Raw genomic sequence first — 18,986 nt, forward strand, 5'->3', positions numbered from 1 at the left:
ATGGTTTTTTGCTGTAAATTGGAAAAACACTTGCCGAAATGAATAATTATGCATTTTCCAGAATAATTACAATACGCCGCTTTAATGCTTCACTGCAAAACATTTCTTATCACATTCATAAAAAGTTTAAATTGCGCAGAGGTTTAGTGGGTGATAAAATAATATAACCAATTCATTTTGAATAATTATCGACGTTTTATAACAAAAAGAAAACCATTCCCCTAAGCAACGAGGATTTCCGCCGTTGTCGCATACCCCATTCCCCTAGTGAGCACGAAGTAATATTCTTGTAGCCAATGTCGTCATCGTACTGGTTTATTTTGATGTATCTGGATTTACATGCATTTATTTTATTCTGAAGATAGAAAGGTTGCTTTCCATGAGACATACGGTACTTCCCCCTAAGCAGGGACTTTATGATCCGCAGTTTGAAAAAGACGCCTGCGGCATGGGCTTCGTCGCTCATATCAAAGGCCGGGCTTCCCATGAGATCGTAGGCCAGGCTCTGACGATGCTCGAGAATATGGAGCACCGCGGCGGGCAGGGCAGCGAGCCCAATTCCGGTGACGGGGCCGGGATTATGCTGCAAATTCCTCACCGTTTCTTTGCAGAAGAAGCGGCCCGGATCGGTTTCGAACTGCCTGAACCGGGACAATACGGCGTAGGCATGCTGTTCCTTTCCCACGACGAAGCCGTTCGGGAGGCTCATGAGAGCCGGCTCGTCGAAATCATCCGGGAAGAAGGACAGCAGTTCCTGGGCTTCCGCGACGTTCCGACATATGACGAGATGCTGGGCAAATCCGCGAAGGAAGCCAAGCCGTACGTACGGCAGATTTTTATCGGACGCAGCATCGACGTGAAGGACGAAATGGACTTCGAGCGCAAGCTGTACGTCATCCGCAGACGCGCCGAGCTGGCCATCCGTTATGGCGACGCTCCGCAGGCGGACTCCTTCTACATTTCCAGCCTTTCGTGCCGGAAGATCGTGTACAAAGGAATGCTCACTACCAATCAGGTAGGGCAGTTCTATTTGGACCTGAGAAACGAACGGGTAGAGACGGCGATCGCCCTCGTCCACTCTCGTTTCAGCACGAACACCTTCCCAAGCTGGGAACGCGCGCACCCGTACCGCTTCATGATTCACAACGGGGAAATCAACACGCTCCGCGGCAACGTAAACTGGATGCATGCGCGCCAGTCGCTGTTCAAAAGCGATATTTTCGGAGACGACCTGAATAAGGTCAAGCCGGTCATCAATCCGGACGGTTCGGATACCGCCATGTTCGATAACACGTTTGAGTTCTTGTATCTGAGCGGACGTTCTCTGCCTCATGTCGCCATGATGATGGTGCCGGAGCCTTGGAACAACCATGAAAGCATGGACGAAACGAAAAAAGCGTTTTACGAGTACCACAGCACGCTGATGGAACCGTGGGACGGACCGGCGGCCATGGCGTTCACCGACGGCGTACAGATCGGTGCCATCCTTGACCGGAACGGACTACGTCCATCCCGTTACTATGTGACAAAGGACGACCTGATTGTTCTTTCCTCGGAAGCGGGCGTACTCGACATTCCGGCTGAGAACGTCCTGTACAAGGACCGTCTCCGTCCAGGCAGAATGCTGCTCGTGGACACGAAGGAAGGACGGATCATTTCCGACGAGGAAGTCAAAGCCCAGATCGCTGCCGAGCAGCCGTACCGCGAGTGGCTCGACGAGCATCTGGTCAATCTGGATGAGCTTCCGGATGCGCCGGAGTTGCCGAATCCGAAGCATGACAACGTGCAGCAGCTGCAGCTCTCCTTCGGCTATACGTTCGAGGATCTGCGCAAGGTGCTGGAGCCGATGGCTTCGACCGGCCAGGAAGCGATCGCCTCGATGGGCTACGACGCGCCTCTTGCGGTGTTGTCCGACAAGCCGCAACGCCTGTACAACTACTTTAAACAAATGTTTGCTCAGGTGACCAACCCGCCGATCGACGCGATCCGCGAGGAGATCATCACCGCGACCGGGACGACGATCGGACCGGAGCGGAACCTGCTGCATCCGGAGCCCGAGAGCTGCCGCCAGATCCGTTTGGATACGCCGGTCCTCTCGAACGAGGACTTCGCGAAGATCCGCCATGTGCACCGTCCCGGCTTCAAGTCAATGACGATTCCGATCTTCTTTTTGGCAGCCGAGGGTGCGGAAGGCCTCCGCAAGGCGCTCGACGGATTGTGCGAAGCAGCCGATCGCGTCATCAAGAAAGGCCACAACATCCTGATTCTGTCCGACCGCGGCGTGGACAAAGAGAATGCGGCGATTCCGGCACTTCTTGCCGTATCCTGCCTGCATCATCATTTGATCCGCCAAGGTACACGGACCAAAGTCAGCATTCTGCTCGAATCCGGCGAACCTCGTGAAGTGCATCACTACGCGCTGCTGCTCGGTTACGGCGTGAGCGCCGTCAACCCGTACCTTGCGTTCGAAACGCTGGACGACATGATCCAACAGGGGCTGCTGCGCGGCGTATCGCACGAGAAAGCCGTTAAAAACTATATCAAGGCCGCGACGAAGAGCGTGGTGAAAATTTTGTCCAAAATGGGCATCTCGACGATCCAGTCCTACCGCGGCGCGCAAATCTTTGAAGCTGTCGGCCTGAAAGAGGAGTTTGTCGAGAAGTACTTTACCCGTACGCCGTCCCGCATCGGCGGCATCGGTCTCGAAGAAGTGGCGGCCGAAGCGCTGGCCCATCATGACCGTGCCTTTACCGACAAAGACGGAAACGACAAGGTACTCGATTCCGGTGGCGACTACCAATGGCGTAAAGACGGGGAAGAGCATCTGTTCAATCCGCAGACGATTCACCTGCTCCAGCAGGCTGTGCGTACTGGCGATTACCAGGTGTACAAAAAGTACGCGAAGCTCGTTCAGGGCGAAAACGAGAAGCAACTGACGATCCGCTCGCTGCTGAAGCTGAAATCGGTAGGAGCTCCGCTTCCAATCGAGGAAGTCGAGCCGATCGAGTCCATTATGAGACGCTTCAAGACCGGTGCCATGTCCTTCGGCTCCATCAGCAAAGAAGCGCATGAAAGCCTCGCGATCGCGATGAACCGCATCGGCGGCAAGAGTAACACAGGTGAGGGCGGCGAAGATCCGGCGCGCTACATTCCGGATGCGAACGGCGATTCCCGCCGCAGCGCGATCAAGCAGGTGGCTTCCGGCCGGTTTGGCGTGACGTCGAACTACCTGGTGAACGCCGACGAAATTCAAATCAAGATGGCGCAGGGAGCGAAGCCGGGTGAAGGCGGACAGCTTCCGGGCCGTAAAGTTTATCCATGGGTTGCCGAAGTGCGCGGTTCTACGCCGGGCGTGGGCTTGATTTCTCCGCCTCCGCACCATGACATTTACTCCATCGAGGATTTGGCGGAGCTGATTTATGACCTGAAGAACTCCAATCCGCGCGCCAACATCAACGTGAAGCTCGTGTCCGAGGTTGGCGTCGGAACGATCGCGGCCGGGGTGGCCAAAGGCCGTGCCGACATTATCCTCGTCAGCGGTTATGACGGCGGTACCGGCGCATCGCCGCAGGGCTCCATCCGCCATGCGGGCCTACCTTGGGAGCTGGGTGTTGCGGAAACGCACCAGACGCTCATCCTGAACAACCTGCGTGACCGCGTCGTTCTGGAAACGGACGGCAAAATGCTGAACGGACGCGACCTGGCTGTCGCAGCGCTGCTGGGTGCCGAAGAGTACGGCTTCTCCACGGCACCGCTCGTAGCCCTTGGCTGTATCATGATGCGCGTCTGCCAGATGGATACTTGTCCGGTTGGGGTAGCTACCCAGAATCCGGAACTGCGCAAGAACTTCATGGGCGATCCGGCACATGTCGTCAACTTCATGAGATTCGTGGCCGAAGATATGCGTGAAATTATGGCAGAGCTCGGCTTCCGTACCATCGAAGAGATGATCGGACGCACGGATTGCCTGGATGCCGAAGAGGCGAACAGTCACTGGAAGAAGAAAGGCATCGATCTGTCTGTTCTGCTGCACACACCGGAGCTTCCGGAAGGAAGCACGCGCTACCGCACGAAGACCCAGAACCACGGTCTCGAGGAGACGTTGGATATGCGCGAGCTGCTTAAGCTGGCGGCACCGGCGCTGGAAGACGGAACGCCTGTTACCGGCGAGCTTTCGATTACAAACGTGGACCGCGCCGTAGGCACGATCCTCGGCAGCGAAGTGACGCGGAAGTACGGGGCAGCCGGCCTGCCGGAAGATACGATTTCGTTGACCTTTACGGGAACAGCCGGCCAGAGCTTGGGCGCCTTCGTTCCGAAGGGCATCACGCTGACCGTGGTCGGCGACGCGAACGACTACACCGGTAAAGGGCTGTCCGGCGGGAAGCTGATCGTGAAGCCGTCGCCGAAGTCGACGTTCAAGGCTGAAGAGAACATCATTATCGGCAACACCGCCTTCTACGGGGCGACAAACGGCGAGGCGTACATCCGCGGCATCGCGGGCGAACGCTTTGCGGTCCGCAACTCCGGCGTAAATGTCGTCGTTGAAGGCGTTGGCGATCACGGGTGTGAATACATGACAGGTGGCCGCGTCGTAGTCCTTGGGGAAACGGGGCGCAACTTCGGCGCCGGCATGTCGGGCGGCATCGCTTACGTCTATGATCCGCAGGGCACGTTCATCGACCACTGCAACCTGGAGATGATTCTTCTGGAGCGTGTGGAGGAAGCGGAGGAAGCTGAAGAACTGAAGAGCCTGATCGAGAAGCACGTCAACTACACGGAAAGTTCCGTCGGCGAGCGCGTGCTGGAAGATTGGGAGAACAGCCTCGGCCATTTCGTCCGCGTCATTCCGAAGGATTACAAGCGGATGACACAGCAAATCCGCAAGGTTCAGGAGAATGGCCTGAGCGGCGAAGCCGCGCTGCTGGCAGCCTTTGAAGCCAACATGCGCGAGCTTGCGAGAGCAGGAAGCAACTAAACTTCAGCAACGGTTTATTTAAATAGAGAATTCCTATCAACCAAGGTAGAGATTTTCATATTTACGCAATATTTGCTGGAAAGGGCATACGAAATGTTTTCAATTGGAGACATGAATCGTATGCCCATTTTTTTCGACAAAAATAGAACCTGCTTCAAAAAGCTATTGTCCCATTAGACGACAACATCCAGAAGAGGCTTGGGATATAATAAAAAAGACCTAGTCACTTGGCTGATTCTTGACATTCATAAATTGGAACAGACGTTGCAGTATGAACAAGAGAGTAGCCGTCGAAATCATTTTGGATAATATGTTGAGTGGAGCGAGGGTATCTTCGATGAGAGATGAGAGAAAGTTCGGTGCCGAGGCCCGGTCAAACCAAGAACTTCCGGAGCAAACCCAATTGGACATCTTGAAAGTGTTGGAGCAATGCGGGATTCACCCTGATAACTGGAAGCGCTTTGTTCAAAAGATGGAGAAGGGGACCGACTAACGGCCGTTCCGTTTTCCCTTTTTGCGAGGGGGTAGCATGAAACGACAAGGAGGGACAGACAACGTTTTTATCATTCAATTTTAGACAGGAAGGCGTTACAGCAGCAGCAGTCTTCCTTATGCTCCGAGAGGGGATCCAGTCGAATTACGGTAACCGAACCCAAAAAACCTCAGCCGTCCTTGACCAAGGAAAGCTGAGGTTTTGTTTAAGGTTTTCCGCTAATCGCGGTCTGGCTTCTATGAATGAACGTCGATAGACATTTTGTCGTGAGCAAGCCGTTGGGCCGTTCTGCTTATTTCATGGACCGTTCCATCCGTACAAAAGCGATAAAACGTTTGGCTTCGTCCTCAGACAAGCGGCGGCCGTCAATCGTTAAATTGAATTTCTCCAGCAAGTCCTCGTCCGAAAGCTCCAGTTGATCCACAAAATCCCTGACCTCCGGATCCATAACGATCTTCGGCTGGTTCGTTCGGCCGATCAGATAATCGATGGAAACGTCAAACTTGTCGGCCAGCTTGGTCAGAATCTCAAAATCAGGTTTACGGCGGTTCTTTTCATAGTGGGAGAGTGCGGCTCGAGTGATGCCTATGGATTGGGCCAATTCCTCCTGGGTCCAGCCGCGTTGGTCCCGCAGTTCTGCGATGCGATTACCGTGATTCATGAATTAACCTCCTCCGAATACCTGAAAAAAATGCATTGAGTTGGAAACAAATTGTCGCAAATACAGATTCATATAGGAAAAAAGTATTGACTAGTTACAAAATGTATCGTAAAGTGAAAATTGGAAATGATACCATTTGTATCAATTGTTGAGACGGATCGTATCTTTTAGCAGTATAAGGCGTTTTCCCGATTTTCATACCATGAGGCAGGAATAATCCGATGAATATGTTAACAGCACATGGCATACATCTTCAAACGTATATGTATATCCATCAGGTCGGGGACCAGACGGTTTTTCTGCATCGGACCCGTCCTGTCATCTTGTGGGAATACGAGCCCAGCCGTATGGTGATCATCTGCGACTTGGATCTTCCCGTCGTGCCCGAGCTCAGGCTTGGGTTTATCATTCACGCTCCTAACGCCCCGGCCCGCCAGGTGTATGGCCGCGTAGCTTGGAAAGAAAGCAGTATCTCCTTTAAGGCCCACCAGTACGGCATTCTCATCGAATCCCCGCAGCAGGAGCCGGCACAGCGCATGACAAAACACCACAACCGCCCGCAGCGAGGCGGCCGAGCGGCCTCCACACCGTATGAAAGTCCCTGTGACCACGACAATTTCCCCGGCCCAGGACACCATTTAGATATCAAAGCATAAAATCTTACGTTTTTTCGTAATGGGATACAGACATTTTACACTATTTATCAAAGGGCTGCATAGTGCTTTTGCTTTAAAAAGGCTGAAGTATAAGCCTGTCATTTGATCGTCCGGTTGGACTTATATTGAGAGCGGAGGATGGATCAGTCATGGGACGTATGTTGACCTTGGATTTCCGGATGCAGGTGCTTCAAAGGGACGAGGATATTCACTCATGAGCAGCATGAATCCGCTGAACAAAACTGTGGACGTCGGCAAGCCCATCCCGATAACCCCCCGGAGAGACAAGATTTTGTACCTTTGGGCCAAACGCGCCCTGGATATTTGTTTATCGTTTCTAGGGCTGATTTTTTTGTCTCCGGTATTTCTCGCCATCGGCTTGCTCATCAAGCTGGAAGACCCTAAGGGCGCGGTGTTTTTCTCCCAGACCCGTGTCGGCCGCGGAGGCAAAACGTTTAAGATGTACAAATTCCGGTCGATGGTCAGCGGAGCCGAGCTGATGCTCGGCAATTTGATCCAGCAAAATGATGTGGCGGGCGCAATGTTCAAAATGAAAAACGATCCGCGGGTCACCCGTGTCGGCCGGTTCATACGCAAAACGAGCATTGATGAGCTGCCCCAGCTTGTGAATGTGCTGAAAGGAAATATGAGCCTGGTCGGGCCAAGACCGCCTTTGCCGCGGGAGGTCAGCGACTATACCTCCTACGATATGCAGAGGCTGCTCGTTGTTCCGGGCTGTACAGGTTTGTGGCAGGTCAGCGGAAGAAACCACGTGGGGTTTCAGGAAATGGTTGAGCTGGACCTCAAATACATAAATGAGCAGTCGATATGGATGGATATGATCATCATTTGTAAAACGGTCAAGGTGCTGTTCGGCGCGGATAATGCGTACTAATCGCTGAGTGTCCAAATGGGCGGGGCGCAGTCGTGTCAATTAGGAAGGTGGCAGATACATCATGAAAAAATGGGTCGTTTCGACCATCGCCGTCGTTTCGGTGCTCGTGGTTGGCGTCGCAGGATACGGATTGTATATTTATCATTCGGTAAAAGCGACAGCTAACGAAATATATGAAAAGCGGGAGCCGTCCGTTGTACCGGTAACCGTCAGCTCGGATGGCAAGACAGGCGGCCAGGCGGATACGTCCAAGAGCAGCGAGAATCCGCCGGCGGTTCAACTGGATGAAAGAGAACCGTTTACCGTGCTGGTTCTGGGCGTGGATCAGCGCGAGAACGATCCGGGACGCTCGGACTCAATGATTCTGCTGACGGTAAACCCGGCCAAGCACAGCATTCTGATGTTCAATATTCCGCGTGACACGCGGACCGAAATCGTCGGTCACGGAACGACAGACAAGATCAACCATGCTTACGCTTTTGGCGGCGTGAACATGTCGGTTGCGACGGTAGAGCATTTCCTCGGTTATCCAGTCAACTATTACATCAAGGTCAATATGGAGGGCTTTGCCAAGATGATCGATTTGCTCGGCGGGGTGGAAGTGAACAATCCGTTTGCCTTCCAATATGAGGGGCATGATTTCAAGCAGGGAGATTTGAAGCTGGACGGCTCGGAAGCGCTGGCCTTCTCCCGGATGCGGTATGACGATCCCCGCGGGGACTTGGGACGAAATGCAAGGCAGCGGGAAATTTTGGAGCAGGTGATCAATAACGCCCTCAAAATCTCCAATGTGGTAAAAGTCGAATCCCTCCTTAACCAGGTGGGCGACAGTGTTAGAACCGACATCACTTTCGACAATATGAAGACATTCGTGACCGATTACCGCTCCGACCTGAAGAGTATTGAACAGGTCGAAATCAAGGGCCAGGGAAAGATGATCAACGGGATTTGGTACTACATGGTCAGCGATGAGGAGCGGCAGCGAATCCATAATGTGATCAAAGAGCATTTACAATAAGAGGCAGGCGTGGCTTGATGTCACGCCTGTTTTTTCATTTCCGGGGTACGTACCAAAGCCTCAAAACCGGAATTGATGCAAAAGCCCCACGTGGTGGGGTTATTTTTCGACGAAAACGGTCAGTTTCCTTGACAAAGGATGCAGATTCATGTAGATTTCTTGATGTGTATGTTACAAAATGTATCTATGATAAGTCGTTGGGCATGATTTAAAACGCAAAGACACACTTCATGGAAGGGAAGTCGATTCTCTTGAACAGTCAGCTATCCGTATTCTGCTTGCGCTGTGAGCAGATCATCCCTGTGGCGGACACGGCACTTGTGTTCCGGACGGGATTTTACCGCACAGTAATTCCCCTGGGCTGCTGTACCCCATGCTATTCGCAGACACAAATAGAGGCTAATTTCCCATATGATGGGCATCTGCAAGACGGATATGCTACAATGGGGCGAGACTTGGGTAGAAGGGGTGATGTAAATGCAGCAGGAACCGGTGGTTCGGCTGGAAGGTGTCACGAAGAAAGTCTCATCCAAAACATTGGTTGAGGATGTCACGCTTGACATCCCTCCCGGGCAGGTCTTTGGTTTTCTGGGTCCGAACGGGGCCGGGAAAACGACTACCATCCGCATGATGGTTGGGCTGACCAAGATCACCAAGGGAGATATTAAAATTTGCGGTTACAGCATCAAGGAGCATTTCGAGCAGGCCATCGTCCATGTGGGGGCGATCGTGGAAAACCCGGAGATGTATAAGTTTTTGACAGGATATGAAAACCTGCGGCACTTTGCCCGGATGATGTCAGGGATTACCGAGGAGCGCATTCAGGAAGTGGTTCAGCTCGTAGGGCTGAGCAACCGGATCCAAGACCCGGTGCGGACGTATTCGCTGGGCATGCGGCAGCGTCTGGGTGTAGCTCAGGCGATCTTGCATCGTCCCAAGCTGCTGATCCTGGACGAGCCTACCAACGGCCTGGACCCGCAAGGGATCCGTGAGCTGCGGGACTACCTCCGCCGGCTGTGCAAGGAAGAGGGGACGACGGTGTTCGTCTCAAGCCACCTGCTGTCCGAGATGGAGCTGATGTGCGACGCTGTGGCGATCATCCAGAACGGACGGTTGATAGACGTCCGCACTCTGGCCGGCGTTGATGGAGCGCAGGAGACGGCCGTGGAAACGGCGTTTGCGCTGGACCGGCCGGAGCAGGCGCAGGATCTGCTTGGGGTCGGCACGGTGCGTGACGGGCTGCTCATCGTCCGGCTCGACCGGGACGGCATTGCCGACGCCAATGCCCGGCTCGTCCAAAGCGGGTTCAAGGTGTACGGCATTCAGAAGGTGACCCGGTCGCTGGAGGACCAATTCTTGGAAATGACGGGAAGTGATCAGATTGGGTAGCTTTATCCATCTCGTGCAGAACGAAAACATGAAGATTTACCGGAGGGCCCGGACGTGGATCATGCTGTCGATCCTTGCCATCGTCAACATTCTGATGCCGCTTTTGTTTCACTTGGCGGATGGCGGGGGGAATATCAGCCTGTGGGAAAGCGTGCTCCAGACCGGGGCGTTTACGTTTTTCCTGTGCACCATATTTTCGGTCATCGTGGCTTCGGATTCCGTTGCAGGCGAATTCTCCTGGGGAACCATCAAGCTGCTGCTGATCCGTCCGTGGAGCCGATCGAAGATTCTGCTCTCCAAATATATTGCCGTTGTGCTGTTCAGTCTGCTGTGCACGGTGCTGCTGATCATCGTGTCATATGGGGTCTCCGCGATCTTCTTCTCGGGAGGAGCGGGCGGTTCCATCATGGGAGAGCGTATAGGTCCTCGTTATTATTTTCTGATCATGCTCTGCGATTATGTAGACCTGTTCATGACCGTGGCGCTGGCCTTCATGCTCTCGGCCGTATTCCGGGCAAGCGGGCTCGCCATCGGGCTGTCCCTGTTCATCATGTTCGCGAAGGGGATCTTTAATATGCTGTTCAATCCCGAAAGATACAGCTGGGCTAAGTTTTTGCCGTTTATGCACATGGACCTGTCGCAGTATCTGGCCTCTCCGGCGGGTCCGGGAGGCGTGACGCTCGGCTTCTCGATTCTGATTCTGGCGATCTACTATGTCTTGTTTCTGGTCATCGCTTGGACCGTGTTCGGTAAAAGGGACGTTGCAGCCTGACCTTCCGTTGTAAAAAAGCCAAAAAACGCAGTGCATGTGGACGTGATCCGTTCACTTGCGACTGCGTTTTTTTTTGGTGTAAGCAAGAGCCGCTGTATCAGCCGGCTTCCGATTCCAAATATCGCGGAGTGTTGTCGGTCTCCTGCTCCATTTCCTCCGGGGCGTCCTTCAGCTCCATTTTGCTGGCTCCGTGAAGGATGCCGCCCTCGGTAATGACAAGCGACGTCGCCCCCAGCACGTCCCCGAACATCTGCCCGGTCGCCGTGATGGTCAGCCGGCCGAGCGTCGTCACGTCGCCGTAGACTTTACCGGCAATGATGACCTCTCTGGCATGAATATGCGATCTGGCCACCGCGTGCTCCCCGACAACCACGCTGCCTTTGCTCTCAATGACGCCGTTGAATTTGCCTTCGATACGCAGGTTGGCCTCGCAGGCCAGCGTTCCTTCGATTTCCGTCCCTTTGCCGATCAAAGTGTCCGTTGCGGCCTGGTGCCGGCTCGCTTTGGATCTGCTCATGATTTACAAACCTCCTTTATTCGATCAAACCCTACTACTGAATATAGGGCAGCGGGTTAACGGGTTTATCCTTCTTCACGACCTGAAAATGAAGATGAGGGCCGGTACTTCGCCCGGTCGAGCCGAGCTCAGCGATCTGTTCCCCTTTATCGACGGTTTGGCCGACATCGGCCTGGATTTTGCTCAAGTGCATATACCAGGTTTGCAGGCCGTTCGGGTGCTCAATGACGATATACCGTCCGCGTGCTCCGCCGCTGTCCTCGGCTGTCACGATCTTACCCGCCCCGGCTGCATATACGGGACTTCCGTTATCTCCGGCAATGTCAATCCCCGCATGGAAGGAAGCCCTGCCGGTAAAAGGGTCCGTCCGGTAGCCGAAGCTGGAGGTCGTCACTCTGGATACGGTCGGCCACAGGTCGGGCTGCCCGGAGATCCGGTCCTGCGTTTCCTCTGCTTTTTTCAAGGTAGAAGGGATATGGTTCTCCATGGACTTCAGCAGCGTCTGCATCTCCTGAAAGTCGTCTTTCGTCTCCTGGGCCAGGTCCAGCATATCGTTCTCATGCACGGCGATATATTCGCCACCGACATGCTGCGAGGCATCCCAGGACAGGGAAGACGCTTTGGCCCCGGAAGCAGGATCGGCCATACTGGTGGTCCCGTGCTTGTCAATGAACTGCTGCAGCTGGTTCTCGAGCTCATCCACGCGATCCATCTTTTGCTTCATATCTTTGGCTTGGCTCGACAGGTTGACGATTTCGTTCTGCAGGCGCTCGATGGACTGCTCCCGGCTGTTTATGTTCCGCTGCATCTGAACGTTCTTCAGGCTCTCGGCGGTGACCTTCTGCTCCAGCTGGGAGATGACCTGGGACGAATGGGCCTGCAGCGCAAGAACGAGTCCGGACAGCGACAGAACGGCCGCCGCGGGGACGGCCAACATCAAGGGCTTGGAGAGATGCAACTGCTTGACGGAATGCTGTGCGTCTCGCATGACCAGGAGCGTCATCCGTCCGCTCGCTTTGGCATTTTTCATGGCAGCTCCTTTCCTAAGCTTGATTGTACTTGTCTTATCTTCTATGTATTCTCTGATCTCTTAAAACATGTCAAAAATGTGATCTTTGCCGGCACTGCGTCTGCGTCTGGCCGATCCGGGTAATGACTGAATAAAGCAGGCTGAAAGTGGTCAATGCTGAACATACAGATTGCTTTATACCCGCAAGGAGGCTGACGTATGCTGTGGCTGCTTATCGCACTACTTGTGTTTATTTTTCAAGCGGCAACGATCCTGCTTCTGGAATTCCGCAATCCTTACAAGACGGTAGCCTGGCTGTTTATTTTGTTTTGCTGCCCGCTGATCGGCTTTGTGGTCTATTATTTTGTGGCCCAGGACTATAAGGCGAGGAAGAAGGTCCGTACGCAGGGTTCGCGCCTCTTTCAAGAGATCCGCCCCTTTTTGTGGAATCAGGCTGCCTTGGTGAAGCATGCCGGGGAGATGCACAGCAAGGATTTTCAGCATCAGGAGCGCCTGTTTAACTTGTTGTCCCATCTGTCCGAGAGTCCGATTACGGGCTGCAACAGGAGCAGGGTGCTGACCGATGGGGAGGCTACCTTTGGTGCGATGCTCGCGGCCATGGAAGAAGCAAGAGAGCATTTACATGTTCAATTTTACATATTTCGGGACGACGAGATCGGAAACCGTTTCAAGGAAGTCATGGTTCGGAAGGCGAGAGCCGGGGTGAAGGTGAGGCTGGTCTGTGACGGCTTCGGAAGCCACCGGCTGGGCCGCAGGCGCAGGTTCATTCAGGAGCTGAGGGAAGCGGGCGTGGAGCTTCATTTCTTCCTGCCGCCGCTTCTGGCGATGATCGACCGACGGATCAACTACCGCAACCACCGCAAAATTGTTGTCGTAGACGGAACCAAAGGCTTTGTCGGCGGGCTGAATGTCGGCGATGACTACTTGGGGAAATATCAGAAAATGGGGTACTGGCGCGACACGCACCTGGAGATCGAGGGGGATGCCGTTTATTTTTTGCAAAACGTGTTTTTGAGCGATTGGCAGCTTGCTTCAGGCGAGCGGTTATCGGACCCTGCCCTGTTTCCCAGGCATCAATGCGAATCCGATGAACAGATTCAAATCGTCAGCAGCGGCCCGGATCAGGATTGGAACGCCATTCAGGAGATGTGCTTTGGCGCGATTACGGTTGCGAATAATAGAATCTGGATCACCTCGCCCTATTTTATTCCCGATCAGGGCATCTATGAAGGACTCAAAACCGCCGCGGTCAGCGGGGTGGACGTGCGGATCATCATTCCGTGGAAAGCAGACTCCAGGCTGGTGCATCTGGCTTCGCTTTCCTATATTGAGGACCTGCTGCTGGCCGGAGTGAAGTTCTATCAATATCAGAAAGGCTTCATTCATGCCAAGGTCATGATCGTCGACGATCTGATGGCCTCGGTAGGTACTGCCAATATGGACATGAGGAGCTTTTTCTGTAATTTCGAGCTGACGGCAGCGCTGTTCGAACAATCCGCGATCGACCGGCTGGTAAAAGATTTTAAGGATGACATGCGTGAGAGCCATCAAATCGTTACCGAAGAGTTTCAGGCCCGGCCGTTCCTGCACAAGCTGATGGAAATTCTGTGCCGGATGCTGTCCCCGCTGCTGTGACCGCGTGGATCTCTGAGGGTATAGACTAGTGCCGGGGAGCCCATAAAATGACAGATACGCCGGCCATGCACAGAGCCGCTCCGATCCAGTCGTAGACGTCGGGCGTGTTTTTGTCGATCCACCAGCCCCAGAGCAGGGCCAGGACGATAAAGATGCCCCCGTATGCGGCGTAAACGCGGCCGAAGGAAGGATAGTTCTGCAGGGTGGGAATGATCCCGTACAGGATGAGGATCAGGCTCCCCGCTACGCCGAACCACCAGGGCTTCGCATCCTTGATCCACAGCCATACCAGGTAACCGCCGCCGATTTCGGCCAGCCCGGCCGCAATGAACAATAATAAGGATTTCATGACAGAAAAACTCCCATCCTGATTAATATACAGCTAAAAACTATGATATAATAAAGTAAGGGAATAATCACGGAAGTCCAGATTTCTTAGGCTGTATACGATGCACCCGGGCGTTCATGTCCCTTAATGCTACAACAATCTATAGAATCGGGGGGATTCGATGGCTGTACCTTCAAACCCACAATCCACGGACAGGCCAAATCTGCCGCAGGATCTGCAGCCGCTCAAGGCACCGACATCCAAAGCCAGAGTGTTCATGCGCACCCTGGTCATGCTGATCGGAGCCGGATTGGTCGCTGTTGCACTGGAAGTATTCCTCGTAAACAATAACATCATTGACGGCGGGATTACCGGCATTTCCATTATGCTGTCCCACCTCTTTCATTTGCCGCTCGGTATTTTTCTTACGGTTCTCAATATTCCTTTTCTGTTTTTGGGTTACAAACAAATCGGCAAGACGTTTGCCTTCTCTACGCTGGCGGCCGTTCTGGTGATGTCGATCGGCACCGCGCTGCTGGAACCCGTTAAGCCCATTACGTTCGATCCGCTGCTGGCGGCCATCTTCGGAGGCGTCATCCTCGGTGCGGGCGTCGGCCTGGTGATCCGGGCAGGTGGTTCCACAGACGGCAGCGAAATCGTCGCGATTCTGATCAACAAAAAGACGCCGTTCTCCGTCGGTGAAATCATCATGTTCATCAACTTCTTTATCCTGACGAGCGCCGGCTTCGTATTCGGTTGGAATAACGCGATGTATTCGCTGATCGCCTACTTTATCGCCTTTAAAGTGATTGATATCACCAACGAAGGGATCGACCAGTCCAAATCGGTATGGATCATCAGTGATAAATACAAGGACATCGGCGATGCCCTCACCCAGCGCCTGGGACGCGGCGTCACGTATTTGGAAGGGGAGGGAGCTTACTCCGGCGACAGCAAGAAGGTGATTTTCGTGGTCATCACCCGTCTGGAGGAGGCCAAGCTGAAGTCGATCGTCGGCGATTGGGATCCCGATGCCTTCCTCGCGGTTGGTAATATCCATGACGTTAAGGGCGGCCGTTTCAAGAAAAAAGATATCCATTAGCGGGAGCAGCGGCAAGTTAGTCTGACCCGTGAAATGCAGCAAAGCCCGGAAGGTTACCTTCCGGGCTTTGCTGCGCTTAAATGGCGGATGACCTGCTCGATCGGCTGCGGGGCAAGCGCGGCGATCAGGTCCCCGTGGCGGGCGAGCCGCTCCTCGATGTTCAGCAGGTGAAAATCGGTCGGCGAGACGTTGCTGTCCACTTCCTCCCAGTGAAGCGGGGTCGACACCGTTGCGCCCGGTCGTGCCCGGGGGGTATAAGGAGCGGCGAGTGTTTTCCCTTGGTAGTGCTGGAGGTAATCGAAGTAGATTTTATCGCCGCGGTTTTTTTTGAGCCGCTCCAGGGTGAACAGCTCGGGGTGCTTCTCCGTCACGAACATGCCGACGAAATGCCCGACGGTGCGCAGCTCGTCGAACGTGATGCCTTCATTGATCGGCACGATGATCTGAACGCCCGTCGCCCCCGACGTCTTCGGCACGGACTGCAGCCCGAGCGAGCTCAGCACCTTGCCGACGATGGACGCGGCTTCCATAATCCGCGGTTCGACTTCCCGTGATGGGTCGAGGTCAATCATCCATTCGCAGGGAAGCGTGCTTCCCACGTAATGGAGGGACGGGTGGAATTCCAGCGCGGCCAGGTTGCCCAGCCACAGCAGTTCGGGCAGGCCGTTCAGCAATATGTAGTTAATGCCGTCCTGCTCAGCCGTTTGCACGAAGGGAGGGAGGGGTTCCGGCGCATTTTTTTGGTAAAAAAATTCGCCAGGCACCCCGTGCGGATACCGGATCGTGGTGAGCAGACGGTTCCGGCAGTATTTCAGCAAATAAGGGGCGAGCGCCGCGAGCTTTTGCAAATAGATGGCCTTGGTAATGCCCATTTCCGGCCAAAGCGGCTTGTCGGGATTGGTGATGGGAATGTCTTGTCCCTCGATCGAAATCGTGCCTTTCACGGTTCGCGGCATACGGATACCTCCAATGTTTTTAGACAGGATGCCATTTCTGGGCTGCATTGTGGAATGTCACCGGGAAACCGTTTCCCACAGCGATCCCCTGGCATATTACGGATTCAGCCGGCAGTCCCCGGGAGGAACATCCACAAAAGCCTGGATGCTCGGCTGACGCAGGGTACCGCCGGGCGTCCATTCCAGGAAATTCACCTTGACCACCCATTCGGGACGGATCCAGACCGCCCCTTTCTGCCGCTCCGGCTGATTCGCAAAAGGGCGCTCCTTCACCGCCATGTCCGCGGCCCGCTCGGTGATGCTCCGCCAGTCGGCTACCTTCAGCTTGCCCGTTCCGGCATGGCCGATGTAGACCAGCCTCCCGTCCTCAGTGTACAAGCCGAGCAGCAGCGCATTGACGATGCCGTCCCGGAACGTCACCCCGCCGACCACAGCGTTCACATCCTGAATGTTCTTTCGCTTCTGCCAGCGCTTATCCTTACCGCCCAGGGCATAGACGCTGTTGATGTCTTTGACGACGATGCCCTCAAGCCGGTGCTGGACCGACACGTCATACAGCAGCGGAACGTCCGTATAGCTGGGCACGAGTTGGACGTGTCCCGTAGGGATCACAGCTTCCTCCAGGAGCTGCTGACGCTCACGGAGCGGCCGTCCATTCACCCATTCGCCGTTGTAGTACAGGATGTCGAAGATCATATAGACGATCGGCACCTGCTGAACGCGTGCTTTAATCTGCTGTTCTACGCGGAGGCTGTCCCGTTTCATGACCTGATGAAAGGAAGGTACCCCGTTCACCAGCGCGATGATTTCGCCATCCAGGATGACCGAGTCGGCACGGCAATACGAAGCGATGTCCAGCAGCTCGGGATACTGGCGCGTCCGGTTGTTTCCCTTGCGGTTCACGAGCTGAACGTCCTCGCCGTCGTAATAGGTGATCATCCGGACGCCGTCCCATTTGATTTGGGCGATCCACTGCTCACCGGAAGGGAGGGCATCCGTCATGATGGGTTCGAAAGGGGCGATCGGGGTAAACGGCATCGATGTTCCTCCGATCTAACCGCTACGAGACGGTTTCGTTTTTCTTGGTTGTCTTGCGGCGTTTCGGCTTGGGACCTTCGCCTGCAGCGGCTGCGGGTTCCGCCGGCTTGGCCTTGGCTTTGCCCCTGGCGGTCTTCTTGGCCGTACCCGGGTCGGTCGCGACGGGCTTGGCCGCTTCGATGCTGGCCTGCAGCGCGGCCATCAAATCGATGACATTCGTCTCCTGCTTCGCCGGAGCGATCTTGATCTCTTCGCCGGCCACCTTGTGCTCAATCAGATCCAGCAGCCGTTCGCGATAGTCGTCCCCGTATTTTTTCGGCTCAAACGGTGTGGAGAGCTGCTCGATCAGCATTTGCGCCATGCCGAGCTCCTTATCGTTGACCTGGATATTTTCCGGCAGGTTCGGCACCTGGGAGACCGGGCGGATTTCGTCCGGGTAGAACATCGTTTCGATGGCAAGGCATTCATCCAGTACGCGGATCGCCGCGAGGCTGCTCTTGGAGCGGATGGAGATTTTGGCGATTCCGATCTTGCCGCTCTGCTGCATCGCCTCTTTCAGCAGCTGGTAAGCGTTGCCCCCAGCCTGATCCGGAGCGAGGTAATACGTCTTCTGGAAGTAGATCGGATCGATTTCGGACAGATCAACAAAGTCGAGGATCGCAATCGCCTTGTTAGCCTGCTCGGTAATCTGCTCCAGCTCTTCCTTTTCAAACAGGACGAATTTCCCCTTCTCGTATTCATACCCCTTCGCGATTTCCTCCCAGCCTACTTCCTCGTCGCAGACCGGGCATTTGCGGACATAGGAGAGGGGGCTGCCGCACTCCTTATGGACGTACCTCATGGAAATATCTTTGTCCTCCGTGGCGGAGAACATTTTCACCGGGACGTGGACCAGGCCGAAGCTGATCGCTCCCTTCCAGACGGTATGCATTGTTATCGCTCCTTTAACGCTTTTTTCTACTAGTATGGGGAAAATATCCCGTTTCTATAAGGCCAACCACCGATTTGGCCCAGGGAAAAAATGAATGGTTTCAACGACTGCAGGGCATATTGAACCCATGACAACATGCATATTGGAGCGAGGAGGGAGCAAGTGTGAAAGACAGACGACAGGACCCGGATGACGACAAGGAGCTGACACTGGAAGCCCTTGAAAATTACGAGGGGGCCAGAGACACGATCGAATCCGCAGATTACATCGATGCGGACGCCGTCAACTGGCATAACGTAACTTCGCCGGATGAGGATATTTCGCTGGATACCCATATGCTCGATATCGACCGGATGGTCAACGAGGGATTGGGCGGCGGCAACATCACGGCCGATAACGGCTATATCGGGGCGAGCACGACCGACACGATGGTCGTTGAACCTGGTGCTATCGGTCCCGCCACAGAGGGAGATCCCGAAGAGGGCTGAAAAGCCTGAGCATGCAAGCAAAGTGAAAGTATAGAAGGTTTTCAGAGCAGAGAGAGTTTTAGGTGAGAGCTATCTCTCTAGCAAAGAATGATAGATTTT

Annotated in this window: 17 protein-coding genes; 10 read left to right on the plus strand and 7 right to left on the minus strand. The window is 54.3% G+C overall.

Annotated features, from left to right (window positions below; genetic code table 11):
• The first annotated feature begins 379 nt into the window (after positions 1–379).
• Both gltB and CJP46_RS08455 read left to right on the plus strand, forming a co-directional pair.
• A complete protein-coding gene (gene gltB, locus CJP46_RS08450) occupies positions 380–4,978 on the plus strand; it encodes a glutamate synthase large subunit (RefSeq protein WP_094595196.1) in 4,599 nt (1,532 codons plus the stop codon).
• A 337-nt stretch (positions 4,979–5,315) separates the two neighbouring features.
• Entirely contained in the window at positions 5,316–5,471 is a 156-nt protein-coding gene (locus CJP46_RS08455) for a hypothetical protein (protein WP_179281099.1), read from the plus strand.
• 292 nt (positions 5,472–5,763) lie between these two features.
• Here the strand turns inward: CJP46_RS08455 and CJP46_RS08460 are convergent, their stop codons facing one another.
• Positions 5,764–6,132 carry a helix-turn-helix domain-containing protein gene (locus CJP46_RS08460; RefSeq protein ID WP_094595198.1) on the minus strand — a complete coding sequence of 123 codons (369 nt, stop codon included), beginning with the start codon at positions 6,130–6,132 and terminating at the stop codon, positions 5,764–5,766.
• 221 nt (positions 6,133–6,353) lie between these two features.
• On the opposite strand from CJP46_RS08460, the gene CJP46_RS08465 reads away from it, so the two are divergent.
• The 5 genes from CJP46_RS08465 (at position 6,354) to CJP46_RS08485 (ending at position 10,862) form a co-directional block, all read left to right on the plus strand.
• Positions 6,354–6,788 carry a hypothetical protein gene (locus tag CJP46_RS08465; protein WP_094595199.1) on the plus strand — a complete coding sequence of 145 codons (435 nt, stop codon included), beginning with the start codon at positions 6,354–6,356 and terminating at the stop codon, positions 6,786–6,788.
• Positions 6,789–7,011: 223 nt separating this feature from the next.
• The gene (locus CJP46_RS08470; protein WP_179281156.1) at positions 7,012–7,683 is read left to right on the plus strand and encodes a sugar transferase; all 672 of its coding nucleotides are present in this window, start codon (positions 7,012–7,014) and stop codon (positions 7,681–7,683) included.
• A 61-nt stretch (positions 7,684–7,744) separates the two neighbouring features.
• Positions 7,745–8,701 (plus strand): LCP family glycopolymer transferase, encoded by a 957-nt coding sequence (locus CJP46_RS08475; protein WP_094595201.1) that lies wholly within the window; start codon positions 7,745–7,747, stop codon positions 8,699–8,701.
• A gap of 477 nt (positions 8,702–9,178) precedes the next feature.
• Complete coding sequence (locus CJP46_RS08480; RefSeq protein ID WP_094595202.1) at positions 9,179–10,090, plus strand: ABC transporter ATP-binding protein; 912 nt, start codon at positions 9,179–9,181, stop codon at positions 10,088–10,090.
• On the plus strand, positions 10,083–10,862 hold the full coding sequence (locus tag CJP46_RS08485; RefSeq protein WP_094595203.1) for an ABC transporter permease: 780 nt from the start codon (positions 10,083–10,085) through the stop codon (positions 10,860–10,862). Before CJP46_RS08480 ends, CJP46_RS08485 begins: the two co-directional genes overlap by 8 nt.
• A gap of 97 nt (positions 10,863–10,959) precedes the next feature.
• On the opposite strand, the gene CJP46_RS08490 is transcribed toward CJP46_RS08485, so the two are convergent.
• Together CJP46_RS08490 and CJP46_RS08495 are read right to left on the minus strand one after the other, a co-directional pair.
• Positions 10,960–11,379: a bactofilin family protein gene (locus CJP46_RS08490; protein ID WP_094595204.1), complete on the minus strand. Its 420-nt coding sequence runs from the start codon at positions 11,377–11,379 to the stop codon at positions 10,960–10,962.
• A gap of 34 nt (positions 11,380–11,413) precedes the next feature.
• Entirely contained in the window at positions 11,414–12,409 is a 996-nt protein-coding gene (locus CJP46_RS08495) for a M23 family metallopeptidase (RefSeq protein ID WP_094595205.1), read from the minus strand.
• A 198-nt stretch (positions 12,410–12,607) separates the two neighbouring features.
• On the opposite strand from CJP46_RS08495, the gene cls reads away from it, so the two are divergent.
• Entirely contained in the window at positions 12,608–14,044 is a 1,437-nt protein-coding gene (cls, locus tag CJP46_RS08500) for a cardiolipin synthase (protein ID WP_094595206.1), read from the plus strand.
• Between the two features lie 25 nt (positions 14,045–14,069).
• Here cls and CJP46_RS08505 read toward each other — a convergent pair whose 3' ends face one another.
• Positions 14,070–14,393: a YnfA family protein gene (locus CJP46_RS08505; protein WP_094595207.1), complete on the minus strand. Its 324-nt coding sequence runs from the start codon at positions 14,391–14,393 to the stop codon at positions 14,070–14,072.
• 256 nt (positions 14,394–14,649) lie between these two features.
• Between CJP46_RS08505 and CJP46_RS08510 the strand changes: the two genes are divergently transcribed.
• Entirely contained in the window at positions 14,650–15,474 is an 825-nt protein-coding gene (locus CJP46_RS08510) for a YitT family protein (RefSeq protein WP_256992321.1), read from the plus strand.
• A gap of 53 nt (positions 15,475–15,527) precedes the next feature.
• Here CJP46_RS08510 and ligD read toward each other — a convergent pair whose 3' ends face one another.
• The 3 genes from ligD to ku form a co-directional block, all read right to left on the minus strand.
• Positions 15,528–16,430, minus strand: a complete 903-nt coding sequence (ligD, locus tag CJP46_RS08515) for a non-homologous end-joining DNA ligase (RefSeq protein ID WP_094595209.1) — start codon at positions 16,428–16,430, stop codon at positions 15,528–15,530.
• 96 nt (positions 16,431–16,526) lie between these two features.
• The gene (locus CJP46_RS08520; RefSeq protein WP_094595210.1) at positions 16,527–17,468 is read right to left on the minus strand and encodes an ATP-dependent DNA ligase; all 942 of its coding nucleotides are present in this window, start codon (positions 17,466–17,468) and stop codon (positions 16,527–16,529) included.
• A 22-nt stretch (positions 17,469–17,490) separates the two neighbouring features.
• Entirely contained in the window at positions 17,491–18,399 is a 909-nt protein-coding gene (gene ku / locus CJP46_RS08525; protein ID WP_094595211.1) for a non-homologous end joining protein Ku, read from the minus strand.
• A gap of 164 nt (positions 18,400–18,563) precedes the next feature.
• On the opposite strand from ku, the gene CJP46_RS08530 reads away from it, so the two are divergent.
• Positions 18,564–18,887 carry a hypothetical protein gene (locus tag CJP46_RS08530; RefSeq protein ID WP_094595212.1) on the plus strand — a complete coding sequence of 108 codons (324 nt, stop codon included), beginning with the start codon at positions 18,564–18,566 and terminating at the stop codon, positions 18,885–18,887.
• Positions 18,888–18,986: the final 99 nt, after the last annotated feature.

It is taken from the genome of Paenibacillus sp. XY044 (assembly GCF_002257645.1).
Taxonomy (GTDB): Bacteria; Bacillota; Bacilli; order Paenibacillales; family Paenibacillaceae; genus Paenibacillus_AQ.